This is a genomic window from Mesocricetibacter intestinalis (assembly GCF_004363295.1).
Classification (GTDB): domain Bacteria; phylum Pseudomonadota; class Gammaproteobacteria; order Enterobacterales; family Pasteurellaceae; genus Mesocricetibacter; species Mesocricetibacter intestinalis.
The window spans coordinates 468,100-493,940 of record NZ_SNYQ01000001.1; the positions used below are offsets into that span (position 1 = coordinate 468,100).

The 25,841-nt window shown below is 49.3% G+C and carries 26 protein-coding genes and 1 riboswitch; of the genes, 10 read left to right on the top strand and 16 right to left on the bottom strand.

Annotation, left to right across the window (positions count from 1 at the left end; genetic code table 11):
* Nucleotides 1-137: 137 nt before the first annotated feature.
* The 11 genes from EDC45_RS02110 to tgt all read right to left on the bottom strand — a co-directional run bounded on the left by EDC45_RS02110 (nucleotide 138) and on the right by tgt (nucleotide 9,856).
* Entirely contained in the window at nucleotides 138-890 is a 753-nt protein-coding gene (locus EDC45_RS02110; protein ID WP_133542975.1) for an SDR family oxidoreductase, read from the bottom strand.
* 56 nt (nucleotides 891-946) lie between these two features.
* Nucleotides 947-1,681 (bottom strand): monofunctional biosynthetic peptidoglycan transglycosylase, encoded by a 735-nt coding sequence (gene mtgA, locus EDC45_RS02115; protein WP_133542977.1) that lies wholly within the window; start codon nucleotides 1,679-1,681, stop codon nucleotides 947-949.
* Complete coding sequence (gene trpR / locus EDC45_RS02120; protein ID WP_133542980.1) at nucleotides 1,665-1,967, bottom strand: trp operon repressor; 303 nt, start codon at nucleotides 1,965-1,967, stop codon at nucleotides 1,665-1,667. Before trpR ends, mtgA begins: the two co-directional genes overlap by 17 nt.
* A 33-nt stretch (nucleotides 1,968-2,000) precedes the next feature.
* On the bottom strand, nucleotides 2,001-3,986 hold the full coding sequence (locus EDC45_RS02125) for a transglycosylase SLT domain-containing protein (protein ID WP_133542981.1): 1,986 nt from the start codon (nucleotides 3,984-3,986) through the stop codon (nucleotides 2,001-2,003).
* Between the two features lie 137 nt (nucleotides 3,987-4,123).
* Nucleotides 4,124-5,077, bottom strand: coding sequence for a protein translocase subunit SecF (secF, locus tag EDC45_RS02130; RefSeq protein WP_133543260.1), 954 nt, complete (start codon nucleotides 5,075-5,077; stop codon nucleotides 4,124-4,126).
* Nucleotides 5,078-5,101: 24 nt separating this feature from the next.
* Nucleotides 5,102-6,952 carry a protein translocase subunit SecD gene (gene secD, locus EDC45_RS02135; protein ID WP_133542983.1) on the bottom strand — a complete coding sequence of 617 codons (1,851 nt, stop codon included), beginning with the start codon at nucleotides 6,950-6,952 and terminating at the stop codon, nucleotides 5,102-5,104.
* 27 nt (nucleotides 6,953-6,979) lie between these two features.
* The gene (gene yajC, locus EDC45_RS02140) at nucleotides 6,980-7,282 is read right to left on the bottom strand and encodes a preprotein translocase subunit YajC (protein ID WP_133542985.1); all 303 of its coding nucleotides are present in this window, start codon (nucleotides 7,280-7,282) and stop codon (nucleotides 6,980-6,982) included.
* A gap of 172 nt (nucleotides 7,283-7,454) precedes the next feature.
* On the bottom strand, nucleotides 7,455-7,817 hold the full coding sequence (locus EDC45_RS02145; protein ID WP_133542987.1) for a hypothetical protein: 363 nt from the start codon (nucleotides 7,815-7,817) through the stop codon (nucleotides 7,455-7,457).
* Between the two features lie 118 nt (nucleotides 7,818-7,935).
* The gene (locus tag EDC45_RS02150) at nucleotides 7,936-8,154 is read right to left on the bottom strand and encodes a sulfurtransferase TusA family protein (RefSeq protein WP_133542989.1); all 219 of its coding nucleotides are present in this window, start codon (nucleotides 8,152-8,154) and stop codon (nucleotides 7,936-7,938) included.
* A gap of 19 nt (nucleotides 8,155-8,173) precedes the next feature.
* Entirely contained in the window at nucleotides 8,174-8,698 is a 525-nt protein-coding gene (locus tag EDC45_RS02155) for a hemerythrin domain-containing protein (RefSeq protein ID WP_133542991.1), read from the bottom strand.
* Nucleotides 8,699-8,701: 3 nt separating this feature from the next.
* Nucleotides 8,702-9,856, bottom strand: coding sequence for a tRNA guanosine(34) transglycosylase Tgt (tgt, locus tag EDC45_RS02160; protein ID WP_133542992.1), 1,155 nt, complete (start codon nucleotides 9,854-9,856; stop codon nucleotides 8,702-8,704).
* Between the two features lie 210 nt (nucleotides 9,857-10,066).
* Here tgt and nfsA point away from each other — a divergent pair, with 210 nt between their 5' ends.
* The 8 genes from nfsA (at nucleotide 10,067) to EDC45_RS02200 (ending at nucleotide 19,225) form a co-directional block, all read left to right on the top strand.
* Nucleotides 10,067-10,801 carry an oxygen-insensitive NADPH nitroreductase gene (gene nfsA / locus EDC45_RS02165; RefSeq protein ID WP_133542995.1) on the top strand — a complete coding sequence of 245 codons (735 nt, stop codon included), beginning with the start codon at nucleotides 10,067-10,069 and terminating at the stop codon, nucleotides 10,799-10,801.
* Between the two features lie 256 nt (nucleotides 10,802-11,057).
* Nucleotides 11,058-12,941, top strand: a complete 1,884-nt coding sequence (gene gss, locus EDC45_RS02170; RefSeq protein ID WP_133542997.1) for a bifunctional glutathionylspermidine amidase/synthase — start codon at nucleotides 11,058-11,060, stop codon at nucleotides 12,939-12,941.
* Nucleotides 12,942-13,013: 72 nt separating this feature from the next.
* Nucleotides 13,014-13,361, top strand: coding sequence for an ArsC family reductase (locus EDC45_RS02175; protein ID WP_133542998.1), 348 nt, complete (start codon nucleotides 13,014-13,016; stop codon nucleotides 13,359-13,361).
* Between the two features lie 7 nt (nucleotides 13,362-13,368).
* A complete protein-coding gene (gene dapE, locus EDC45_RS02180; RefSeq protein WP_133543000.1) occupies nucleotides 13,369-14,502 on the top strand; it encodes a succinyl-diaminopimelate desuccinylase in 1,134 nt (377 codons plus the stop codon).
* 1 nt (nucleotide 14,503) lies between these two features.
* Nucleotides 14,504-15,184 (top strand): M15 family metallopeptidase, encoded by a 681-nt coding sequence (locus EDC45_RS02185; protein WP_133543002.1) that lies wholly within the window; start codon nucleotides 14,504-14,506, stop codon nucleotides 15,182-15,184.
* Nucleotides 15,185-15,202: 18 nt separating this feature from the next.
* Nucleotides 15,203-16,360 carry an EmrA/EmrK family multidrug efflux transporter periplasmic adaptor subunit gene (locus EDC45_RS02190; protein ID WP_133543004.1) on the top strand — a complete coding sequence of 386 codons (1,158 nt, stop codon included), beginning with the start codon at nucleotides 15,203-15,205 and terminating at the stop codon, nucleotides 16,358-16,360.
* 14 nt (nucleotides 16,361-16,374) lie between these two features.
* A complete protein-coding gene (locus EDC45_RS02195; protein WP_133543006.1) occupies nucleotides 16,375-17,889 on the top strand; it encodes a DHA2 family efflux MFS transporter permease subunit in 1,515 nt (504 codons plus the stop codon).
* Between the two features lie 79 nt (nucleotides 17,890-17,968).
* Nucleotides 17,969-19,225, top strand: coding sequence for a YkvI family membrane protein (locus EDC45_RS02200; protein WP_133543008.1), 1,257 nt, complete (start codon nucleotides 17,969-17,971; stop codon nucleotides 19,223-19,225).
* A 139-nt stretch (nucleotides 19,226-19,364) separates the two neighbouring features.
* Here EDC45_RS02200 and thiE read toward each other — a convergent pair whose 3' ends face one another.
* The 4 genes from thiE to yjgA form a co-directional block, all read right to left on the bottom strand.
* A complete protein-coding gene (gene thiE / locus EDC45_RS02205; protein ID WP_133543010.1) occupies nucleotides 19,365-20,036 on the bottom strand; it encodes a thiamine phosphate synthase in 672 nt (223 codons plus the stop codon).
* On the bottom strand, nucleotides 20,029-20,835 hold the full coding sequence (gene thiD / locus EDC45_RS02210) for a bifunctional hydroxymethylpyrimidine kinase/phosphomethylpyrimidine kinase (RefSeq protein WP_133543012.1): 807 nt from the start codon (nucleotides 20,833-20,835) through the stop codon (nucleotides 20,029-20,031). The genes thiE and thiD overlap by 8 nt, the downstream gene beginning before the upstream one ends.
* Nucleotides 20,828-21,625, bottom strand: coding sequence for a hydroxyethylthiazole kinase (gene thiM / locus EDC45_RS02215; RefSeq protein WP_133543014.1), 798 nt, complete (start codon nucleotides 21,623-21,625; stop codon nucleotides 20,828-20,830). Before thiM ends, thiD begins: the two co-directional genes overlap by 8 nt.
* A 62-nt stretch (nucleotides 21,626-21,687) precedes the next feature.
* Nucleotides 21,688-21,780: riboswitch (TPP riboswitch) on the bottom strand.
* A gap of 171 nt (nucleotides 21,781-21,951) precedes the next feature.
* Nucleotides 21,952-22,488 (bottom strand): ribosome biogenesis factor YjgA, encoded by a 537-nt coding sequence (gene yjgA / locus EDC45_RS02220; RefSeq protein ID WP_133543016.1) that lies wholly within the window; start codon nucleotides 22,486-22,488, stop codon nucleotides 21,952-21,954.
* 96 nt (nucleotides 22,489-22,584) lie between these two features.
* Here yjgA and pmbA point away from each other — a divergent pair, with 96 nt between their 5' ends.
* Both pmbA and hpt read left to right on the top strand, forming a co-directional pair.
* Nucleotides 22,585-23,940: a metalloprotease PmbA gene (gene pmbA / locus EDC45_RS02225; RefSeq protein WP_133543018.1), complete on the top strand. Its 1,356-nt coding sequence runs from the start codon at nucleotides 22,585-22,587 to the stop codon at nucleotides 23,938-23,940.
* A gap of 281 nt (nucleotides 23,941-24,221) precedes the next feature.
* Nucleotides 24,222-24,761 (top strand): hypoxanthine phosphoribosyltransferase, encoded by a 540-nt coding sequence (gene hpt, locus EDC45_RS02230; protein ID WP_133543020.1) that lies wholly within the window; start codon nucleotides 24,222-24,224, stop codon nucleotides 24,759-24,761.
* Nucleotides 24,762-24,908: 147 nt separating this feature from the next.
* Here hpt and EDC45_RS02235 read toward each other — a convergent pair whose 3' ends face one another.
* Nucleotides 24,909-25,760 (bottom strand): aldo/keto reductase, encoded by an 852-nt coding sequence (locus EDC45_RS02235; protein WP_133543022.1) that lies wholly within the window; start codon nucleotides 25,758-25,760, stop codon nucleotides 24,909-24,911.
* Nucleotides 25,761-25,841 lie beyond the last annotated feature (81 nt).

A 25,841-nucleotide genomic window follows, 5' to 3' on the forward strand; every position in this document is an offset into this window, starting at 1 on the left:
AATCTTATCTGATAAAAGTGCGGTCGGAATTACGGGATTTTGATTGTTACCGCCGCAAGGCGCAATTATAAAAAATTCTCCCGAATTCTACCGCACTTCCGGGGCGACGAAAATAAATTATGAGTGCCCCTTTCGGCTTAATTGGTTTCTCGGCTGACCTGTAAGGCGGAGAAACTTTGTGTTACCGGCATAATTTCAATTCGGTTGATATTAACATGAGGCGGTTGGCGGTAAATCCATAATATGGCATTGGCAATGTCTTCGGCACGGATAAACTCGGTACCCTTATAGACTTCCGCCGCCTTATTGTCATCGCCTTTAAAGCGCACGTTGGAAAATTCAGTACCGCCGCATAATCCCGGTTCGACATTACTGACCCGGATTTTTGTTCCCGCCAGATCGGCGCGTAAATTCAGACTGAACTGCTTGACAAAGGCTTTAGTCGCCCCATACAGATTACCGCCGGGATAAGGATAATTACCTGCGATGGAACCAAGGTTAATAATATGCCCCTGATTACGCTCCACCATTTGCGGCAGGATTTTATGGGTCAGATAGGTCAGACCGACGATATTGGTATCGATCATGGTTTGCCAGTCTTTAAAGTCAGCCTTATAGGCGGGTTCCAAACCAAGGGCGAGCCCGGCGTTATTAACCAATAAATCGATTTGCGCCCATTCGGCCGGAAGTTGCGCCAGGGCCCGGTCGATTAATTCCGGTTTGGAAACGTCCATTTGTAGAGGATAAAAAGCTTCGCCCAACTCGGCCTGCAGCTGTTGTAATTTTTTGCTACGGCGAGCCGAGCCTATGACTTTATATCCCGCATTGACCAAGACTTTGCAGATTGCTTTGCCAAAGCCTGCCGATGCACCTGTTACCAATACTGTCATATTTTTCTCCTTTTCTGCTTTCTGTTTTTGTTAAGGCGAGGTTGGCGCTTCACGGATTATAGTCCGGATAGATAAGCTTTCCCCAGGCTGTTCATTTGACGCATAATCCATTCTTGTCGCTGTTTTACATAGCTGCCCGGTCGATTTGCCTTATAGGCAATGGGGTTAGGCAGTACGGCGGCCAGTAATGCGGCTTCCGACGCATTTAGCGCCTGTGCCGGTTTATTAAAATAACGTTGGCTGGCTGCTTCCACACCAAAGACGCCTTCCCCGAACTCGGCTATATTCAGATAAACTTCCAGAATGCGTTTTTTCGACCACAGGGTTTCCAGCACCAGGGTAACTGGTACTTCCAGTCCCTTGCGTAACCAACTTTGACCATGCCATAGATAGAGGTTTTTGGCCGTTTGCTGAGAAATAGTGGAAGCGCCACGGATACGGTTGGAACGACGGTTATATTGTAGCGCCTGTTCGATGGCGCTTAAATCAAAGCCATAATGTTCGACAAAGCGCTGATCTTCCGCAGCTATAACGGCAAGCTGCATGGAAGGAGAGATTTTATCCAGGCTAACCCAGTCATAATGTAAGCGGAAAGAAAAATCGCCTTGTAATAAACGGCCGATTTGCTGCTGTGCCATATAAGCGGAAAAGGGCACTGGCAGAATTCTCAACATTAGGGTGAGCGCTAAAAAAGCCAATAAAAAAAAGGCCAAAAAACGACCGCACTTTTTATGCCCGGAGCAATGCCGGAAAGGGTGGCGCAAGCGGGAAGCGTTAGATTTTTTGCTCATTCAGCCGTGCTTTCAGCCAATCGATAAACGGCGGGTCCATCAGTTTAATCATATTCGAACCTCGTGTAATAGTTGCGGCGCTGGTACCAAGATTCTGTTGAATTTCCCGCTGTGAAATATCTTTATCCAGTAATTGGGCTACGATTTGTAAACGTAAGCCTACCGCATCTCGTTCGTCTGCGGTAAGCAGCAGGGTCAGTAATTCTTGCTCTTTGCCCTGTTCGAAAGCCTGGCGTAGCATATCAAGAAACGCCGTCCATTGCGTCATATTGCGGCTGAGGTACATATCATCTCCTTTTATCATAACGATACTATTGCACTAGTATAGCCGATTATACTCCTGATCGGAAAATAATTGCTGTGATCCCTGGCGCAGAATTTGATAATAAGCATCGTAACTCAGTACGTTCTGCACATAACCGCGGGTTTCATAAAACGGAATGGAAGCGACAAATTCGGCCATATTCAGGCGGCCTTTGCTTCTGTTCAGCCATTGTTCGACCCGACCCGCCCCGGCATTATAGGCGGCGGCGATTAGAATCCGGTTGTTACCGTATTTCTCATAGAGTTCTTGCAGATGGGCGGTGCCCAGCATAATGTTGTTAAAAGGATCATACAGCTGATTTTCATGATTGTAAGGTAGTCCGGATTTCTGTGCGGTCAATTTGGCGGTGGTAGGCAACAGCTGCATTAGACCGCGCGCATTGGCGGAGGAACTGACATAGGGTTTCCAAGCACTTTCCTGGCGGGCAATGGCCATGGCAAAAGTCGGGGTAATCCGCTTACCTTGCAGTAGGAGATCGAACCAGTCGGTATAGGCCATGGGCAGACGCAGGGCTATATGATTCCAGGCCTTGGCGCGGATAGTGGCTTCCACGTTTAAATCAAACCATTGCCGCTCTTGCGCATAGCGAGCCAGTGCCAGTTTTTCCGTATCCGTAGCACGATTTAACAAATTGCTCCATTCTTGGTTGGCTTCGGCGGTCTGACTAAAATAGCGTAATTCCGCAATACGATCGAGCTGGCGGCTATATTTAGGGCGCAGGCTTTTTTCCGCCTGAGCGGCGGAAGGAGAGGCGCTCATCGACGGACGATAGCTAGTTTGCAGTTCTGCGTTGGCAAGCATGGCGTAAAATCCCCGCTGCTGCGCAAGAGCGGTCAAAATCGGGCGACTTTTTTCAGCCGGTAAGTTTTTGGCCTGCCAGTAAAGCCATTCGTCCTTATTTTTAGCCGCCTCCGAAAGTAATGCCAGCCAAGGGGCGGTATCCTGTTTTTGGCGTAAGGCGGTACGAATACGGCGTTCGCTTAGTTTATCGTCTTTAAGTTTCAGCAGTTCCTGATCGCGCCAGCGTATGAGGGGCTCGCGTTCACTGTCAAAGATATGGCCGATAAAGGCTTTTTTCCATTCTTCCGTTTGTGCCGGGCTGAAATTCAGTTGTTGGGCCAGATTTTGGTAAGGCGCAAAAGGCGCGTTCATCTCCGTAATTGCGCTCTCCTGTAGATTTTTTAGCAGCAGCGGAAAGAGCTTTATGGCAATACGTTGCTTTTGCTCGGTGCTGAGGGCGGCATCTTTTTGATTGATTTCCAGCAGTAACTGAGGTGATTTCCGATAAAGGTTCAAGGCGTTGAGCAGTTTCGCCGTCGGACTGTTCGGCGGTGCATATTTTTGCAGTGCCGTCAGCAATCCATGGTTTTGCGCTTCAAAGGCGAGCATGGCTCGTTGTTGTAAAAGTTCATCGCTCAGTCCGCCCTGCATGGCCCATTGAGCCAGAATGGGATCACATTGCTTAGGCAGGCTTTTGCCCGTCAACCAAAGACTTTCCATACTTTTTTGCGGTAAGTGCGCTGAGAGCAGGGCGCTTGTCGTTTCATTCGAGCGCAGGTTTTGCCGCGCTTGAAACAGCAGGCATTGGCTGGCCTGGTCTGAGGGCAGACCGGATTGATGAGCAAGGATACCCTGCCAGTCTTTATTTTCCGCGCTCCGTTGCAGCCAGCTGCGTTTTAGATTGTCGCTTAGAAAGAGATCCGGGTTACGTCGCTGGTAATCCTCGATAATCGCAAAACTGAGATTTTTTTTATCCGCATCTATTATCCGGTATTCGGCATAGGGATAAAGGGGATAGTCTTTGATCTGAGCCAGTAAAGACTTACTAAGGTTCAGGGTTTGCTCGCTCTGGGAAAGGCTGAGAAGCTGTTTGATTTTTTGATAAATATCCCGTTGCCGCTCAAGATCTGTTTGTGCGGCGGAAAGCGGCAGGGTTAGCATTAGGGTGGCGAGACTAATAAGAAAAGAAGGTTTTAACATTTTTATACTCCGCAACAATGTTGTATTTGACCGACTTTTCCGCTTTAAAGTTCCCGTTTTCTTTTTTGGTACGGGGAACAAGGGATAAAAACCCCGGTTAACAAGGCTAACCGGGTTTAGATAGGGGTATTAATCTATTACAGCCCTTCCTGAAACTCTTCCTTTTCCACTACTTTCAGCAGCATGTGTTCGCGTTTCAACCCGAGGTCAAAGGATACGGCGATCGCTACGAAAATCGATGAATAGGTACCGAAAGCAATCCCGATCAGTAAGGCCAACGAGAAGCTGTGAATAGTCGGCCCGCCGAAAATAAACAGAGCGATAACCACAAATAGGGTGGTAACCGAGGTCATCATGGTTCTGGCTAGGGTTTGAGTCAGGGAAATATCGATGATTTCCTGTGAATCGATACGGCGTATTTTGCGGAAATTCTCACGTACACGGTCGAATACCACGATACTGTCGTTCAGGGAATATCCCACCACGGACAAAATCGCCGCCACAAAGGTCAGATCGATTTCAATTTGCAGCAGAGAGAATACGCCGAGGGTTACGATAACATCGTGGGCCAGCGCCAGAATACCGCCCATGCCCAGTCGCCATTCGAAACGCATACCGACGTAAATCAGCAACATCGCCAAGGTTGCCAGGGTGGCGTAGATTGCGCTTAGGGTCAGTTCTTCACCGACGTTAGGGCCGACAAATTCCACACTATGGATCTGTAAGCCGCTATCCAGAGAAGCCAGCATGGTTTTGATCTTATCGCCGATATGGGCGTCGCTGTCGCCCACAGGTAAACGAATCATCACTTCGTTGGCGCTGCCGGTGGTCTGTACCAGAGGACTGGCAATACCGTTGCTACTCAGGGTGGTACGGACTTTATCCAGATCGGCAGGTTGAGAAAAACGGGTTTCGATAACCACGCCGCCGGTAAAATCCAGTCCCCAGTTAAAGCCTTTGGTAATGATGAAGAACAGGCAGACAGCGGTCAGCAGGGCGGAAAATATATAACCCCCTTTACGGTAATCCATAAAGCGAACCAGGCGGAAGGGTAAACCTACGCCTTTATATTCGTGCTTTTGTTTATTCATTACGGTCACAATTATTCTCCGCGATTAAATTGATAGTTTTTCGACGCGTTTACCGCCGTAAATCAGATTCACCAACATACGGGTTCCGGTGATTGCGGTAAACATTGAGATAGCAACCCCCAGGGCAAGGGTAATAGCAAACCCTTTAACCGGCCCCGTTCCTGCGGCGTAGAGTACTACGGCGGTCAGGATAGTGGTGAGGTTGGCGTCAAAAATACTGGTCCAGGCACCGTTATAACCTTCATGGATGGCTTGCTGAATGGAGCGACCGTTGCGCATTTCTTCTTTAATACGTTCGAAAATCAGCACGTTGGCATCCACCGACATACCTACCGATAAGATAATCCCGGCGATTCCCGGCATGGTGAGGGTCGCTCCCGGCAGCAGCGACATCAGACCCACCAGCAATACCATGTTGGCGCATAAGGCGATACTGGCAATAAGACCGAATAATTTATAGTAAACCACACAGAACAGAATAACGATGGCTAATCCCCATAGGCCGGCTTTTAAGCCTTGTTCCACATTTTGCGCCCCTAGCGAAGGTCCCACGGTACGTTCTTCCACAATTTGGATCGGTGCGGTCAGCGCCCCGGAACGGAGCAGCACGGCGAGATTCTGTGCTTCCGCGCTACTGTCGATACCGGTGATCTGGAAGCGGCTGCCGAAACGACCGCGGATAGTGGCGATATTAATAACCTCTTCATGTTTTTCCAGAATAACTTTACCGTTTTCGTCTTTCTTACCGCTGTCCTTGTATTCCACATAAAGGGTCGCCATAGGTTTTTCCAGATTAAGGCGGGTAGTTTCGGACATAATGTCGCCGCCTTCACTGTCCAGAGTTACATCAACCTGAGGGGTGCCGTTATTCTGATTAAAGCTTGAACTGGCGTTAATAATATGTTCGCCGCCCAGTACCGCTCGTTTGTTCAGTGCTACCGGCATACCTTGGCGGTTAAGTTTGATTTCCGTATCGGAAGGTACGCTGTTACGAGCTATGGCTTCCGGACTGACGTTTTGGTTTACCATACGGAATTCAAGGGTTGCGGTGGCGCCCAGAATTTCTTTGGCGCGTGCGGTATCCTGAATCCCCGGCAGTTCCACCACGATACGTTCTGCGCCTTGGCGCTGAATAACCGCTTCCGCAACACCTAATTCTTCCACACGTTTGCGCAGAATGCCCAAGTTCTGTTCGATAGCGTTTTCACGGGCTTCGTTTAATGCGCTTTCGGACAGGGCAAGAGCGAGGGTATTGGCGGAAATATCTCTGATTTCGAGATTGGCGTGCTGTTTACGCAGGAAGCGTTTTACCTCGGAAATTTGTTCCGGTTTCGCTAGGGTTACTATGGTACTGAAATCTTCCCCGTTACGGATGGCGCTGTATTGAAATTTTTCTTTGCGGAATTCGGTACGCAGGCTGTCTTGCAGCTGTTCCTGACGTTTTTCCAACGCCGTATTCATATCCACTTCCATTAAGAAGCGTACGCCGCCGCGTAAATCAAGCCCCCATTTCATCGGATTACCGCCGATAGCGCTTAACCAGTCCGGTGTGGCCGGCGCAAGGTTTAGCGCGACGGAATAGGACTGGCCCAGCTGTTGGGTAATTTTATCTTTGGCCAGTAGCTGATCATCGGTATTATTAAAACGGGCGAGAATAGCGCCGTTTTCCAGTAATATGGATTTTGTTTTCAGACCGTTGCCGTCCAGCAGACGCTGTACTTCGGACAGGGTGCTACTGGTTGCTTCCTGACCTCGGGTTCCGGATATTTGAACGGCCGGATCTTCACCGTAAATATTGGGGAGAGAATATAAAAGACCAATGGCGACCACGAAGATCACCATTAGATTCTTCCATAAAGGGTAACGGTTTAACATAAATTTCCCTTGATGAATGGAATAGAATTATTGAAGAGATTTGATTGAACCTTTCGGCAGAACCGCAACGATAAAATCACGTTTGATGGTTACTTCGTTGTTATCGTTCAGAGCGACAACGATCATATCGCTTTCGGCACTGATTTTGGTGATTTTGCCGACTAATCCGCCGGAAGTAAGGACTTCGGTGCCTTTAGCCAATTCAGACATCAATTTACGATGTTCTTTATTACGTTTTGCCTGCGGACGATAGATCATAAAATAGAAAATCAGACCGAAAATGACAAAAATCATCAGCATTGACATCGGGCTGCCTTGTTGTGCATCCATTCTCTTTTCCTTGTTTTGATTGAGTGATAAAAATACGGGAACGCTGCAAGCAGCGTTCCTGACCTTGATAAAATCGCGGTTAAAATACCACAAACGGCGGTAATATTAAAACGATATTATAAAAAAATCGGTTAAAACAAACCGCACTTTGTAACCTTAGCGAGGCTTAAGATTAATTGATTTCGAAATCAACTTCGTATTCAATCAGGTTGTTCTTTTCCGCTTCGATGGAAACTTCCAGTTCCTGTCTGTCCCGTCTAAAGGTAAATTCCGCATCGTCCGGTCTGATTTCCGATTTGACCACATTAAAGCCTTTGCTCTTAGCATAAGCTTCAACTTCCTGCGCCAGAGGGCGTACATCGTTACCCGGCAGGCTGTATGTGGCTTCATATTCACCGTTATGTTTATGCTGCTGTTTAATCAGCTGCGCATCTTTTGGCTGGTAAACCACTTCCGGTACCTGATTGGCGAATACCGTTGCGGAAGCGAAAACGGTAGCTGCGCTAACGAATAGGGCTTGTAATTTTTTGTTCATAAAAAACTCCTTATGGGCTAAACACAGATAAAAATAAAAAGCGGTTAAAGCTATGCTTAAGTAGAGGGAGAAAATATGGGGCATTAACGCACTGATATTTTCACCTCAATTCCACCGTTTAACGGCGGTCTTTACATATTTTTAACCTTCCGGTACTTTTTTCATCACTCAGAACGTAATGATTTTCCCTGCACCATAAACGGATATCTTCCCTGACATCGGCAGCGTCGACAAGTACATTCAGTTCATCATCGACGCCTAAGCGAGCGAGCGCTTTCGTAATCATTAATAAAGGGAGGGGACAACGGTACTCCCTCACATCAAGTTGATATTGCATCACCACCCCGGGGCTAAGGTTAACCGGCGGAAACGGCGAGCCTACGCTTTGACATTATTTTTCCCATTGCGTTCAATTCCGTTGCGGATAAATATTTTTTACCCAATTCGAATAAAGGTTCTTCAATGGCGATATGGCTATCATAGCCGGCGATAAACGCCTTAATCAGTTCGGCGTCGATATCGCTGCGTTTTCCTTCTTTCAACGCCAGCAACTGGGCGGATAATAAGCTCCAGTTGCGGTGCAGCATAATATGCTGCTGTTCCAAGCGCTCGATTTCCTCTTGCGCCTGAGGGTAATGTTTTATTAACGCCGGGAAAAAATCTTTTTCCTCGTCTTCATGATGTAAGGGCGCAGCCTGATTAAAATAAGTCAGAATCTGGGCGATATCCCTTTCCAGCGCTGCAGTCATGCCCTGTTGCTCTAAATAGTCGGGCAGTTTTTGCAGCTGTCGACAAAAGTTTTTTACCTTAGTATGACAGGCATACAGCATATCAAGCGGTTGCGCCCAACTGGCGAACTGTTGCGGATCCAAGTTTAACACGGTTTATCCTTCAAATTGGTGATAACTGTCCAGAGGCGGCACGGGTTTGCCGATGCGGGCATAAAATTCCTGTACGAAATCCTCAAAGCGATGTTCTTCTATGGCGCGGCGGATTTGAGCCATCAGGCGCTGATAATAGCGTAGATTATGAATGGTATTCAATCTGGCGCCCAGAATCTCACCGCATTTATCCAGATGATATAAATAGGCTTTGCTGTAATGGCGGCAGGTATAACAATCGCATTCGGCGTCCAGCGGTGAAGTGTCATCGCGATATTTAGCATTACGGATTTTCACGATACCGTCGCTGACGAACAGATGGCCGTTGCGCGCATTGCGGGTCGGCATCACGCAGTCGAACATATCGATGCCGCGCCGTACGCCCTCGACTAAATCTTCGGGTTTACCCACACCCATTAAATAGCGCGGTTTATCCGCCGGAATTTGCGGGGTAATATATTCCAGAATACGGTGCATATCTTCTTTCGGCTCACCAACGGCCAGACCGCCCACCGCATAGCCGTCGAAGCCTATGGCTTTCAGCCCGTCCAGCGAGATTTGGCGCAATTCTTCAAAGGTTCCGCCCTGAATAATACCGAACAGCGCATTTTTATTGCCCAGTTGATCAAAGCGGTCGCGACTGCGTTTGGCCCAGCGCAGCGACATTTCCATTGATTTTTTGGCATAGTCGAAGGTGGCGGGATAAGGCGTACATTCGTCAAAAATCATTACGATATCGGAACCGAGATCATATTGGATTTCCATGGATTTTTCCGGCGACAGAAAGATACGCTCCCCGTTAATCGGATTCTGAAACTTCACGCCTTCTTCGCTGATTTTACGCAGCTTCCCCAAACTGAACACCTGAAAACCGCCGGAGTCGGTCAGAATCGGGCGCTGCCATTGCATAAAATCATGCAGATCGCCATGTTTGCGTATGATTTCCTGACCCGGGCGCAGCCACAGATGGAAGGTATTGCCGAGCAGAATTTCCGCGCCGCTTTCCCTTACTTCTTCCGGCGTCATGCCCTTAACGGTGCCATAGGTACCCACCGGCATAAAGGCCGGGGTTTCCACGCTAAAGGTGCCTTGCGGGCGCTCAAAGGTCAGTTTGCCGCGGCGTGCGCGACCGTTTGTTGTTTGCAGTTGGTATTTCATTTTTCCTCAACGAATAAACAGTTCGAAGATAAGGATACGGGAGATTAGCGCCGTTCCGGTTAAAGGTGGCATTGTAACATAAATCGCCGGGGTTTTGCCTGCAGAAATCACAACGTTCATTGTTATTGCCGCCTCGGCGGGGGAGAGCGGGCTGAATTTCTGCCTTAATTGGTGTAGTATAATGGGCTCTTTATTTTCTCGGAGTAAAATATGTCTGATCAAAAACTTAGTTCCGCTACCCTGGAACATATTTTAGCGCATCGTTCCATTCGTCAGTTTAAGGCTCAGAAACTCGATAGGGCGCTGATTGAACAGCTGGTTGATGCAGGGCGTGCGGCTTCCACCTCTAATCATTTGCAATGCGTTTCCATCATACGGGTTACCGATGAGGCGCTGCGTTCTGCATTGATGCACTGCTGTTCCAACCAGGAATATGTACAGAAAGCGCCGGAATTTTGGGTATTCTGTATTGATTTTCACAAGCACAAACAGATTTGTCCTCAGGCTCAACTGGATTATACCGAAGTATTACTGATAGGAGCGGTGGATACGGGCATTATGGCGCAGAACCTGTTGCTGGCGGCGGAAAGCCTGGGGCTGGGCGGAGTTTATATCGGTTCCCTACGCAATCAGATGGAAAAAGTCGGTGAATTACTGGGGTTACCTGCTCATTGCGTGCCGCTGGTGGGACTTTGTCTGGGTTATCCGGATCAGGATCCGCCGTTAAAACCGCGTTTACCGCGCGAAAGTCTGTTTTTTGAAAATCGCTATCAGCCTTTGGATTCAGAGTTGCTGGCGGATTATGATCGGCAGATGGCCGATTATTACCGACGCCGTAGCGATATTGATATGAACTGGTCGAAAAATGTGATTAAGAGTTTGGATAAACCGGTGCGTCCGGAAGTGCTGGGCTATCTGCAAAAACAGGGGTTTGCGAAAAAATAGGCTTAAAAAATAGGCTTAGGGGCCGCCGCCGGCTTTTCGTTTAGTATGGGAGGCGAAGGCAGGCCCCTTATAATTCACTTTGAGTCAATAGCCGAGTAACCAGGGGGGCGTTGCGAGGGCATAATAAAACTTTGAAAATTTTGACCGCACTTTTCCCGCCGCAGAACTGATTTTTCCGGCTAAGGGGGATTAAACCCTTTGGGGGGCGGGAAATAAAGATCTATACTAGCGCATTATTTTTTACTCGGAGTTTGTTATGTCTGATCGATCCCCTAATATATCCACCCTTGATCCTTTCGGCAGTTTACTCGGTTATGCACCCGGCGGCGTAGCGATTTATTCGTCGGATTACGCCAGCGCGGATAAAAAGGAATATCCCGACGATGCGGCCTTTCGCAGTTACCTCGGGCGGGAATATATGGGCTATAAGTGGCAATGTGTGGAGTTTGCCCGCCGCTATCTCTATTTAAACCACGGTATGGTGTTTACCGATGTGGGAATGGCCTATGAAATATTTTCGCTGCGTTTTTTGCGCCAGGTGGTAAATGATGCGCTGCTGCCTTTGCAGGCCTTTGCTAACGGGAGCAAACGCGCTCCTGTTCCCGGCGCTTTACTTATTTGGCAGGAGGGCGGCGAATTTAGCCAAACCGGACATGTGGCGATTATTACTCAGGTACTGCCCGATCGGGTGCGCATTGCGGAACAGAATGTTATCCATTCCCGCTTGCCGAGCGGGCGGCAATGGACGAGGGAACTGAAGATGAGCGTAGATGAGTCCGGTTATCTGCTGCATGATACCTTTGAGGATACGACCATTTTAGGTTGGATGATTCAGAGCGAAGATAGCAGATACAGTCTGCCGCAGCCGGTTCCCGACGCGAAAAACCTATGTATTCAAGCTCGTCATATTCATCATAACGCTCAGTTCGAAGGGGAATGGTTGAATAGTGCGGATCCCTTGCGTAAAGCCTATATTCGGGCGATGGGCGGACACAGGGTGAGCCGCAGCGATCAGTATCGCTACTTTATTATGTCGGAAAGCGCACAGCAGGAACTGATTCGCGCCACCAACGAGTTGCATTTAATGTATCTGCACGCAACGGATAAAGTGATGAAAGACGATAATCTGTTGCGCTATTTTAATATTCCGAAGCTGCTTTGGCCGCGTTTACGCCTGTCCTGGCAAAACCGACGTTATCAGACCATTTCCGGACGCCTGGATTTCTGTATGGATAGCCGCGGTCTGAAAGTATATGAATATAATGCCGATTCCGCTTCCTGTCATGCGGAGGCCGGTGCTATTTTGGCGGATTGGGCGCAACGGGCGGGCGGAGCGCTGGGGTTGGATCCCGGCGCAAGACTGGCGGATGCTTTATCCGATACCTGGAAGCACAGTGCCGCTAGCCCCTTGGTACATATTATGCAGGATTATGATGCGGAAGAGGATTATCACGCCCTGTTTATGCAGCAAAGTTTAGTGCGGGCCGGATTCCGTAGCAAAATTATTCGGGGTACGGAGGGGCTACAATGGGATAAACGAGGACGCCTGCTGGATGATGAACGAAATCAGGTGCGAACCGTATGGAAAACCTGGGCCTGGGAAACCGTATTGGAGCAGCTGCGCGAAGATGCGACGGGCAGCGAAGTGGCCCCTCCGATCCGTACCGGTTATGCGGAAGATAGGGTACGTTTAATCGATGTGTTGCTGCGCCCCGAAGTATTGGTTTTCGAACCGCTGTGGACGGCGATTCCGAGTAACAAAGCGATTTTACCGGTACTCTGGTCCTTATTCCCTAACCACCGCTATTTGCTGGAAGCCGGTTTTGAACTGAATGAAAGCCTATTGCGCAGCGGTTATGCTCAGAAGCCTATTGCCGGGCGACGGGGCGATAATGTAAAACTGGTAGGCGAAGGGGAACTATTATTGGATCGCACCGAGGGACGTTTCGCACGGCAAAGCGAGATCTATCAGCAGCTCTGGTGTTTGCCGAAAGCGGAAGATCAATATATGCAAATCTGCACCTTTACTGTCGGCGGGCATTACGGCGGCTGTTGTTTACGTTCCGATCCGAGCCGAGTGATTATGGGCGATAGCGATATGCAGCCGCTGCGGGTTTTCCCCGATCGGGAGTTTAAATAAGCCCTATATGCAAAAAAGCAAAAAATCACGTATTATTTAACTCCTCTCGCTATGACAAAGAAGGAAAACGGCATGATAAAGGTTTATGGCATCAAAAATTGCGATACGGTGAAAAAGGCGTTGAACTGGCTGACACAGCAACATATTGAGCACCGGCTGCACGATTATCGTATTGAGGGGCTTGATCAGAACTGGCTGCTACAGGCGGAAGCGCAATTCGGTTGGCAGCAAATGCTGAATAAGCGCAGCACCACTTGGCGTAATTTGGACGAAGCATTGAAAAAAACTTTGTCGAAAAGCACCGCACTTGAGCTGATGGCGGCTCACCCGACCCTGATTAAACGCCCGATTATTCTGCAACAGGATAAAGCCCTAATCGGATTTGATCCTAAAGCTTATCAACAAGCCTTCGGTTTATAAGGAAAATATGCAGCAACAGATCATTGATTTAGCTATTGAGCTGATTAAACGCCCCTCCCTCAGCCCCGATGATCAAGGCTGTCAGGCGTTGATCGGCGCATTATTGGAAGCGCAGGGGTTCCGCCTGGAATTTATGCCCTTTAACCATACCCTGAATTTATGGGCCACCCATGGTAGCGGCGCTCCGCTAACGGTATTCGCCGGGCATACGGACGTAGTTCCCGCCGGCGATGAAAAACAATGGCGCTATCCGCCTTTTGCCGCTCATATTGAGGGCGATATGCTGTACGGACGTGGTGCGGCGGATATGAAAGGTTCTCTGGCGGCGATGCTGATCGCCGCATTGGAATATGTAAAGAACAATCCCGAGCATAAGGGAACCGTCGCTTTTTTAATTACTTCCGATGAAGAGGCGGCGGCAAAGGACGGTACCGCAAAAGTCGTGGATCGCTTGATGGCGCGCGGGGAAAAAATCCATTATTGCGTGGTAGGCGAACCCTCAGCCAGTCGGCGGCTAGGAGATGTGGTAAAAAACGGGCGACGGGGATCACTGACCGCCGATTTATATATTGAAGGTATTCAGGGCCATGTGGCTTACCCCCATCTGGCCCGTAATCCAATCCATAACGCCTTGCCGTTCCTACAGGAATTGATCGCCTACCAATGGGATCGGGGCAATGAATTTTTTCCGCCCACCGGTTTGCAAATTGCAAATATCCATGGGGGTACCGGCAGTAATAATGTGATCCCCGGCGAACTTTATATCCAATTCAACCTGCGTTACAGTACCGAAATTGATGATGCGGAGATCAAGGCGAAGGTAGCGCAAATGCTGCAAAAACATGGACTTAATTACCGTATTACGTGGAATTTGTCCGGTAAGCCGTTTTTAACCCGGCCGGGTAAACTGCTTGATGCGGTTAGCGAGGCGCTGTATCATTGCCTCGCTCTTAAGCCGCAGTTGGAAACCGGCGGCGGTACCTCGGACGGACGTTTTATCGCCCTGACCGGGGCCGAAGTAGTTGAACTCGGGCCGTTAAATGCAACTATTCATAAGGTGGACGAATGCGTCAGCTGTAGCGATCTCGGCGCACTTGGAAAAGTTTACCGCCGCATTCTAAGTAATCTGTTGGACGCTTAAGATGATATTCAATGCCCAAATGCTAAGCGGCAAAACCCGTTGCCATTTACAGCCGCTGCCTTGTCCGTTTTCTAATCAGCACGCCCTGCAAGGGGAGGCGTTACAGGCTTTTATCGCCTTACAACAAAGTGCGGCCCAGCAAGGTTTTAACCTGCAACCGGCAAGCAGTTTCCGCGATTTTCAGCGTCAACAAAGGATCTGGAACGAGAAGTTTGAAGGGCGACGCAAAGTACATGATGATGAAGGTAAGCCGCTACCTTTGGAGGGGCTTTCCGATTGGGAAAAGGCGCAGGCGATTTTGCGTTGGTCGGCCTTGCCCGGCGGCAGCCGCCATCATTGGGGAACGGAAATCGATATTTTTGATCCCCATTTATTACCGCCCGGGCAGCAGTTACAGCTTGAGCCTTGGGAATATGAAAGGGGCGGTTATTTTTTCGAACTAAGCGAATTTCTAAACGAAGCCTTAGCCCGTTTTGATTTTACTTTGCCCTTTATCAATGTGTCGGAGCGACTGGAAATTGGACGGGAGCCTTGGCATATCAGCTATTTACCCGTTGCCGAAGCAGCACGACGTCAATTCGGCCCGGAGCTACTGGCGGCCGCCTGGCAAGATGAAGAGATTGCAGGGAAAGCAACCTTAATTAGTCATATGGATGACATTTTCGAACGATTTTATCTATAAGAATAATAAGGACTTATTATGAGTGAAAGCTCAGCACAATCCGCAACCCATAAAAGTAAAAAGAGAAAGAAAGCCCTAAGTATTTTTATTACCGTTTTGGTGCTGATAGCGCTGGCGGTAGGCATTTATTGGTTTGTTTTCATCAAAGATTATGAAGAAACGGAAGACGCCTATGTCGCGGGTAATCAGGTGATGGTATCGGCGCAGGTGAGCGGTAGCGTCAAACGTATTAATGCGGAAGATATGGATTTTGTGCGGGCCGGAGATGTATTAATCGAACTGGACGATACGGATCTGAAGCTGGTGTTCGAACAGGCGAAAGATCGTCTGGCTTCCGCCGTGCGTCAGATTTCTCAACTGCACTACTTGGTAAAACAACTAGAGGCATCGGTACGGGCTAAGCAGGTGCTGCTCGCCCAGGCGGAGGGAAATCTGGCGCGGCGCGAACAACTGGCGAAAAGCCAAGCTATTGATAAGGAAAGCCTGCAACATGCCAGAGAGGCGGTTAGTGCGGCTAAGGCGGAACTGGATGCTATGCGTAATCAACTGGAAGCGAATCAGGCATTATTGATGCAGACACCGCTCCGGCAGCAGCCGGAGGTGCGTAATGCCGCCAGTGCATTGAAAAAAGCCTGGTTGGATTTGCAACGCAGTAAAATTTTAAGCCCGTTGGACGGCTATGTGGCGCGTCGCAATGTGCAGATTGGGCAGAAGCTTTCTGTCGGCAGCCCGCTACTGGCGGTAATTTCTTCCGAACAGATGTGGGTGGACGCCAATTTTAAAGAAACTCAACTGACGAATATGCGCATCGGACAACCAGTAACATTGCATTTCGACTTATACGGCACTGATGCGGAGTTCGAGGGGCGGGTCGAAGGTATAGATATGGGAACGGGCAGCGCTTTTTCCTTGTTGCCGGCGCAGAATGCCACAGGTAACTGGATTAAGGTGGTACAGCGGGTTCCGGTGAGAATTGCACTGGATCCGGAACAAATGCGCAAATTTCCATTGCGTATCGGTTTATCCGCCTCGGTTAGCGTGAATGTGGGCGATAAGTCGGGAGAGGTGTTAGGCACGCGTCGCACCGAACCTTTATATGCTACAGATGTGTTGGATTATCACGGCCAGGAAGCGGAGCAGCTGATCGAACAGATTATTCGGGATAATATTCACTAAGCGCGGAGCCTGTTATGCAAAAACCCTTACGGGGCGCCGCCCTGGTGATAACCACTCTGGCTTTATCGCTGGCTACCTTTATGCAGGTATTGGATTCCACCATTGCCAATGTGGCAATTCCTACCATTGCCGGCGATTTAGGCTCTTCTTCCAGCCAGGGAACCTGGGTGATCACTTCTTTCGGGGTGGCTAACGCGATTGCCATTCCGATTACCGGTTGGTTGGCAAAACGCTTCGGCGAAGTAAAACTGTTTCTGTTGGCTACCTTTTTATTCGTATTGGCCTCCTGGTTATGCGGTATATCCCATAGCCTGAGTATGTTGATTATATGTCGCGTATTGCAGGGGCTGGCGGCGGGGCCGATTATTCCTCTTTCGCAGAGCCTGCTGTTAAACAATTATCCGCCGGAAAGACGCAGTATGGCGCTGGCTTTCTGGTCGATGACCGTGGTCGTGGCACCGATTTTCGGCCCTATTCTGGGGGGCTGGATCAGCGATAATCTGCACTGGGGGTGGATTTTCTTTATTAATGTGCCTATAGGTCTGGCAGTGGTATTTATGAGCTGGAAAACCCTAGGTAAACGGGAAACCCGAACCTATCAGCAACCTATTGATACCGTCGGGCTGATTTTACTGGTGGTCGGGGTCGGTTGCTTGCAGCTGATGCTGGATCAGGGGCGCGAGCTGGACTGGTTTAATTCCGATGAAATCATCATACTAACGGTGATTTCGGTGATCGCCCTGATTGCTCTGGTGATCTGGGAGCTGACGGAAGATAATCCGGTGGTGGATATTTCCCTGTTTAAATCGCGTAATTTCAGCGTCGGTTGTTTGTGTACCAGCCTGGCTTTTTTAATCTATCTTGGTTCGGTGGTGCTGATTCCCTTGCTGCTACAGCAAGTGTACGGTTATACCGCCACTTGGGCGGGGCTGGCGGCGGCGCCGGTGGGACTGTTCCCAATTCTGCTATCGCCCCTTATCGGTCGCTTCGGTTACAAACTGGATATGCGTATTCTGGTTTCCGTAAGTTTTGTGGTGTATGCCCTGACCTTCCATTGGCGGGCGGTAACTTTTGAACCGGATATGACCTTTGCCGATGTGGCTTTGCCTCAGTTAATACAGGGGATCGCCGTCGCCTGTTTTTTTATGCCGCTGACTACCATCACCTTATCCGGCTTGGCACCGGAAAAAATGGCTTCGGCCTCAAGTTTATTTAACTTTTTGCGTACCCTGGCGGGATCGGTGGGCACTTCGCTGACTACCTTTATGTGGTATAACCGAGAAGCGGTGCACCACACCCAGCTGACGGAGTTTATCACCCCCTATAATCCGAATGCACAAGCCTATTACAGCATGATGGAAAGCAGCGGTTTTAATCAGCTGCAAACTTCCGCTCAACTGGCTAAAACCATTACCGCACAGGGGTTTATTATCGGAGCCAATGAGATTTTTTGGTTGTCCGCTCTCTTATTTCTGAGCCTGGTAATTTTTGTCTGGTTGGCGAAACCGCCTTTCGGCGCAAAACATTAACTATTGGGGATTTTTCCATCCCGGATTTTTTTCATGTAATTATTATTTTTCGGTTTAATTTTTTCGGAGTGAAATACAGATGAATTATAAAAAGATTTTCACCATCGCCCTGGCTTATGTGGGGGTATTAACCGGGGCAGGGCTAGCCTCCGGGCAGGAAGTTTTTCAGTACTTTGTGAGTTTCGGTACTATGGGTCTTGTGGGCGTGGCTATTGTTGCGGTTCTGCATATGCTGTTCGGGCGTATCGTTCTGGCGCTGGGTTCCTATTATCGTGCCGGTGAGCACAGCGAGGTACTGGGCCAAATAACCACCCCCTTAGTAAATAAATTTTTGGATGCCTCTCTGATTGTCAGCGGTTTCGTACTGGGGTTCGTTATGATTGCCGGTGCCGGGGCCAATTTAAATCAAGAATTCGGTTTTCCCACTTGGGTGGGCGCCTTGATTTGCAGCCTGGCGGTAATTGTGGTCAGTATGATGAATTTTGAGCGGGTTTCCCAGGCTATCGGGCTGTTTACCCCGATTATCGTATTCGCCATTATCGCCCTGACCATTTATACCTTCTGGGATAAATCCTACGATTGGCAACAGCTCGACCGAATTGCCTTACAGCAACCGGTTTCTTTCCCGAATATTTGGGTTTCGGTACTGAATTATTATGCTATTTGTATGATGACCGGAGCGGCGATGGCCTTTGTTCTCGGCGGCGATGCCATGTATGTGGGCGAAGCGGGGTGCGGCGGCTTGGTAGGCGGTGTGCTTATCGGCATTATTACCGCCTGTACCGCCTTTATCCTGCTTGCTCGTATAGATTTTATCGCTGCTGCGGATATTCCGATGCAGGCCTTGGTGGCGGAGATTCACCCTTGGTTAGGCACCCTTATGTCGCTGATTATTTTCGGCATGATTTTTAATACCGCCATCAGTCTATATTATTCCCTGGCAAAACGTTTTTCCGACGGCAGTGAAAAACGCTTTAAAGGGTTAATGATTGCCTTAGTCGGCATCGGCTTCTGTCTTAGTTTTGCCGGCTTCAAAACCTTAGTGGCCACCATGTTCCCGATTCTCGGCTATGTGGGGATTCTGTTGCTGCTGATTTTATCCGTGGCTTGGTTTAAAAACCGTAAAGGGATAGAAGAAGAACGAGTACGCCGTCGTCAGATGTTTGCGCTGATGCTGAAAAAGTATGACGAAGAACAGGAATTTACCCCTAAACACCAGGTAAAACTAAATCAGCTGGTGGAAGATTCGGTAATTGATAATCATAGCATCCGCCAGGATATGCGAGAAATGGTTGAGGAAGAAATCTCCGCCCAGAATCAACAGGAGAAAAATTAAAGCCGATTTTTCCACCGTTAAAAATGCCGTCCGCCTTTATGGCCGACGGCATTTTTGTTTTATCTCTTCAGGAAACTGTATATCGGGGAAAAGTCGGCGATTTTTGACCGCTCTTTTTAAACTTATAGCCGCAGTTAGCTTAATCAATTTGAATTTTTAGCAGTTGTTGCACCCGTTGTTGAATATTTTCGGCTCTGGTAATGGCGGAAATCAGTGCAATCCCCTGGGCTCCCTTATGCCGTAGCTGCGGCAGATTTTCTTGGTTAATACCGCCGATGGCGACAATAGGTTTACGAATGCCTTGGCGGCGTAATGCGGCAATAAATTCCGGGCCGACCGCCGCTTGAGCATCCGCTTTGGATTGGGTCGGAAAAATCGGGCCGACGCCGAAATAATCGATACGTTCGAGCTTTTCGGCGGCAAGGGCCTGCGCCTGATTATTGATGGACAGCCCCAAAATCAGATGCGGCGGTGCGTGGCGGATAATTTTTTCGATACGGGTATCCGATTGTCCGGTATGCAGCCCGTCCGCCTCTATTGCCAGCCCCATTTCCACATCATCATTAACGATAAAGGGTACCTGATGGCGGCGGCACAGATCTCGGCATTGTTCGGCCAGTTGATATTGCTTGCGCCGATCCTGTTGCAGCGAACCCGGCCCCTTATCGCGAAACTGGAAGCAGCTGATGCCTGCTTGCAGCGCCTTCTGTAAAATATTGAGCAAATGCCGGGCGGGATCGCCGGGCAGATGGCGGCAGTCTTGACTGCCGGCGATAAAATAGAGTCTGAGTAAAGAGCTGTTTTTATTCATCGCAATAGGCCCAATGGTTGGTGGGGCCTTGTCCGTGCCCGATATTTAAGGGGGCGGCGATGGCGGCGGAAATAAATGCTTTGGCCTTACGAGCCGCCGCTTCTACGCTATGACCTTTCGCCAGTTCCGCACACAGGCAGGCGGAGAAGGTACAACCGGTACCATGTGTATGTCGGGTGGGGTAGCGCTTGGCATTCAGTATAAATTCCCCATGGGGCGTAAATAGATAGTCGCGGCATTCCGTACTGCCGCTGTTTTCGCTATGACCGCCTTTGATAATCAGGTTTTCGGCTCCCGCCGCTTGCAGTATTTCCGCCGCCCGGCGGCAATCCTGCTGATTACGAATAGGGATACCGCTTAGGGTTTCCGCTTCGGGTAAATTGGGGGTGATTACCTTTGCCAGCGGCAGTAGGTAGCGTTTCAGGGCGTTGACGGCGGAAGGTTGTAATAAAGAGGCACCGCCTTTAGCTATCATGACCGGATCCAGAACGATTTGCTCGAAAGCATAATGGCGGAGGCTCTTCGCCACACATTCGATAATGTCGCTGTTGGCCAACATTCCGATTTTTACCGCCTTAATATTAAAATCCTCGGCGACGGCTTTGATTTGCGCTTCAATGGAAGATAAGGGGATACAGTGAATATCAAATACCCCCAGCGTATTCTGAGCGGTTATTGCGGTGATTACCGAGGTACCGAATACCCGGCGCATCTGAAAGGTTTTTAAATCCGCCTGAATACCGGCGCCACCGCCGCTGTCGGAACCGGCAATGGTGAGTACCTGAGGAAAATCAGACATATTCCACCTCCGCACGGGCGCAGATTGTCGAATCTTCAAGTAACGCCAGCTGGTTGATTAATTCCAAGGCAAAATCGCCGCTACGCCGATCCAGTCCTTGAGCGGCACATTCGCCGGCAACCGCATAGGCGGCGCAGGCTTCCAGCACCGCATTGAAGCGGTCGTTTGCAGCGGCAACACCGAGATAGGCGGCGATGATCGCCCCTAATAAACAGCCGGATCCGGTAACTTGTGGGAAAAGCGGGCTGCCGTTTTTGATTTTGACAATTTTTTCACCGTCGCTGATAAAATCCGTCGCTCCGCTAAGGGCGCCGATACAATGGTATTGGCGGGCGACCTTATGCACGATTTCGCTCGGATCGCCATTCCCTCGGCCGGCATCAACCCCCTTACTTTGCCATTCCACACCGGCCAAATAGGCCATTTCCCCCGCATTGCCGCGAATGGCGCTAAAACGGATTTCCGCCAGTAAGCGCCGGGTGATATTACGTCGGTATTCGGTTACGCCGGCGCCGACGGGATCCAGAACCACCGGAATGCCGACTCGGTTGGCCGCTTTGCCGGCGACCAGCATGGCTTCTACGTCGCTGCGATTGATGGTGCCGATATTAATCAGCAGCGCCTGAGCGAAGTGTTGAATATCTTCGGCTTCTTCCGCCATGGTGGACATAAAGGGGGAGGCGCCGATAGCCAGTAATCCGTTGGCGGAAAACTGGGTAACCACAATATTGGTAATACAATGCACCAACGGATTGCGGGCGCGTACTTGGTGTAAATAACGGAATTGCATGTTGTTTCCTTTGAATGAGTGAATAAAAGAAGAACAGCGGCAATAAACGAAGGAAGAGAAAAATAGTGAAAAGATTAGTTTCCTACGCCAGTATTAGCTGTATCAGGTTCAACGGGTATCATCTCAGCGGCTGTGCCGCACCCCGACTAACGTTATCAGTCTATGCTTTCGGCGCCGGGAAAGCAAAAGTTTTCGGTTAAAAATGTGAACTGTCCCGGGTTATAAGCGGGCATAAAAAATCCGCCTTGTTTAGGCGGTTTTTTAGAATTCGGATTGAGGCGGAAAAAACTTTGCCGTTTTTGACCGCACTTTTCCCCGATAAAGGATTATTCCTGGAGCAGCAGGTCGCTCAGATAACGATAAATTTCGCGATAGGCTTTCGGTGCGCTCTTTTGCGCCCGTTCTTTCTGGGCTTGCCGGATAAGATTACGTAAATGCTGGCGATCCGCCCGAGGATAGGTTTCCAGCACTTGGCCTAACGCCGAGTCGCCTTTTTCCACCAGTTCGTCGCGCAGCAGCTCCAGTTTATGCAGCAGCGCCTGTTGCTGATTATGTTTATTTTCGATTTTATCCAGGGCTTCCCGAATAGGTTCGGTATCCATGGCGCGCAGTAATTTACCTATATATTGTAACTGGCGGCGGCGGGCTTCTTTTTGCAGTCGTCTTGCCAGTTCGACGGCATCCGCCAGATTTTCCGGCATAGGAATTTTTTCCAGATTGGTTTTGGTCAGCTCCACCAGTTTCGCACCGAGCTTTTTCAGTTCTTCCGCATCACGTTTTATTTCGCTTTTACTGACCCAGATAATTTCTTCTTGTTCTTCATCTTCCCAGTCCGCTACGATTTTTTTTCCGCGTTTTTTCATGTTCCGTCCCTTTCAATTCATTATGCCGGCGCATTTTAGCATAAAAGCGGAAAATAAGATAAAATGGCGGAAATTTATCGAGGTAAAAGGTTTGTTATGGAAATGATAGAAAATCAGCGTGCCGCATTGAAACAACAGGAAAACAGATTGCGCGATGCGGTGAGTTATGCCCTTGAGATCGCCGCTCAGGCGGGAGCCAGTGCCGAAGTGGCGGTAACTAAGGTAAAAGGCTTGTCGGTTTCTACCCGTTTGAAAGAAGTGGAAAACGTGGAATTTAATAATGACGGCGCCCTGGGAATTTCCGTGTATGCGGGGCATTGTAAAGGCAATTCTTCCACTTCCGATCTGAGTGAGGCGGCGATTAAAAATGCGGTACAGGCGGCGCTGGCCATTGCCAAATACACTTCGCCCGATAACTGTGCCGGCTTGGCGGACAGGGATTTGATCGCCTTTGAAGCGCCGGAGCTGGATTTGTATCATCCGAGCGATCTTGATACCGAACAGGCGCTGAATCTGGCGCTAGCGGCGGAAAGTGCGGCCTTGGATTATGATCGCCGCATTGTTAACAGTAACGGCGCAGCCTTTAATTCTCATCAGGGGATAAGGGTTTATGGCAACAGTTATGGAATGTTACAGAGCTATCTTTCCAGCCGTTATTCTATTTCTTGTTCGCTGATCGGTGCCGACGGCGGGGAACTGGAAACGGACTATGAATATAGCCTATCAAGACGGGCGGAAGCGCTGGACGCACCTCAGTTGGTGGGAGAGAATGCTGCGAAGAAAGTGATTGCCCGTTTGAATCCGCGTAAAATTAGCACTCGGCAGGCTCCGGTTCTTTTTCTGAATGATGTGGCGACGGGAATTATCGGTCATCTGGCTACGGCTATCAGCGGCGGCAGTTTATACCGGAAATCCAGTTTTTTGTTGGATCATTTGGGGCAACAGGTATTGCCGCATTGGTTTCAAATTAGTGAGCGTCCGCATTTGAGCGGTCAGTTGGCATCTTCACCCTTTGACAGCGAAGGGGTACAAACGGTTGCACGGGAAATTATTGATAAAGGTATTCTGCAAACCTATTTGCTGACCAGTTACAGTGCCAGAAAACTGGGAATGCGCAGTACCGGCCATGCCGGCGGTATTCATAACTGGCTGGTGCGACCGAACAGCACGGGCGGTTTGCCGGCATTGCTGCGACAAATGGGCAGCGGACTGCTGGTTACCGATTTAATGGGGCAGGGCGTTAACATGGTTACTGGAGATTATTCGCGCGGGGCGTCCGGATTTTGGGTGGAGCGGGGTGAAATTCAGTATCCTGTGGCGGAAATTACCATTGCCGGTCAGCTAGGGGATATGCTGGCCAATATTGCGGCGGCGGGTGATGATATTGAGTTGCGTTCTAATATTCAGACCGGTTCCCTGTTAGTGGAGAGTATGAAGATTTCCGGTAGCTAGAGGGAATTATTTTTGATAATGAGAATAATTACTATTGACGAACAATTCGCCTTCCTCTATGATAAGCCTGTCTGTTGGGAAGAGGATAAGAAAGGATATAGGTAGAGGTCTTTTCAAATCCGAGCTATTATTCCGAACGGGCAGAGTAGAAAGTAAATTCGTTAGGGTAGCAAAAGACCGAGGTTATTTAACTTCGGTCTTTTTTTTATGGTATGATATGCGCCCCCGGCAGGTTGCCGGCGCACGAATTTTTAACTGTTCTCATTGATGGAAAAATCAGTATGAAAAAACATCGGGTCGAAACCCTGATCCCGTCGCGGGAAGTACATTCCCGTATTGATCAGCTCGGACAGGAGATAAGCCGCTTTTATCAGCAGAAAAAGGTAGATAAATTAATTGTGGTCGGTCTGCTGCGCGGTTCATTTATGTTTATGGCGGATTTGGTTCGCCGTATTGAATTGCCGCTGGAAATCGAATTTATGACGACCTCCAGCTACGGCAGCGGTATGACTACCAATCATGACGTTAAAATCAGTAAGGACTTGGACGGCGATATTAAAGGCGAACATGTGCTGATTGTGGAAGATATCATTGATACCGGCTATACCCTTGAGAAAGTACGCGAAATTTTAAGTTTGCGTAATCCCGCTTCGTTGGCGATCTGTACCCTGTTGGATAAGCCTTCGCGCCGTGAGGTTGAAGTGCCGGTGGACTGGGTCGGTTTTGCGATTCCCGATGAATTCGTGGTGGGCTACGGTATTGATTATGCGCAGCGCCACCGTAATCTGGATTATATCGGTAAAGTTATCTTGGAAGAATAAATATTGCGTTACCGCCCTTAAAGTGCGGTTGAAATTGACAAAGTTTTTTCATGTATCCTCGTTACTCGGGTAACGAGGATTTTTTTATCAGTATGCCGCTGTTTTAGCCTATTGTCGCTCCGAGTCGGATTCCACGGCGCTTTCGAGTTAAACGATATCCAGTGCTTGCCGGCGGGTGGGGGCGGGAAAAGCTCGGTTTAAGCGCATCAGCTGTTGGGGGCTGAGGCTGAGCTGCAAACAGGCGATATTATCTTTACAATGCTGTAGTTGGGCGGCTTTCGGAATAGCGACGGTATTGGGCTGAGCCAGTACGAACAGTAATAAAACCTGATAGGGCGTACAGCCGATTTCCTGTGCGACCTCCGTTAGCACGGGATGATTGATAAGATTACGCTGTAGGCGACCGGCCTGGGCTAGCGGACAATAGGCAAGGGTCGGGATATGTTGCTGATCCTGATAAGGTTTAAGCGCATATTCGATACCGCGCGAGCCCAGATGGAACAGTACTTGGTTCAACTGGCAATGTTTCCCTTGCGGCAGGGCTAGCAGTTCCTGCATATCTTCCAGATCAAAATTGGATACGCCCCAGGCGCGAATTTTTCCTTTCGCTTTTAAGGCTTCCAATCCCTGTACGGTTTCTTCCAACGCCGTGGCGCCGCGCCAGTGATACAGATACATATCCAGATAATCGGTATTCAGCGCCCGTAAAGAAGCGTCGCAGGATTGCTCCATTCGGCGCAGATTGGCGTTTTCGGGCAGAACTTTTGAAATCAGATAAAGGGATTCCCGCGCATAGGGGGCAATGGCTTCGCCGACCAGGCGCTCGGAACGTCCGTTACCATACATTTCGGCGCTATCGATCAGATTAACCCCCTGCTCAATAGCATAACGCAGCGTAGCTATTTCTTCTTTACGCTGTGCGGGACGCTCGCCCATAAACCAGGTTCCCATGCCCAGCACAGCGAGTTTATCGCCATTTTTCAGATTGATTGTTTGCATTGTTATTTCTCCGTAGCAATTAATTGCGAGATCGGATCGCGCCCTTTACTTTGATGGTTTGCGGCTTAGCATAATCCCCGG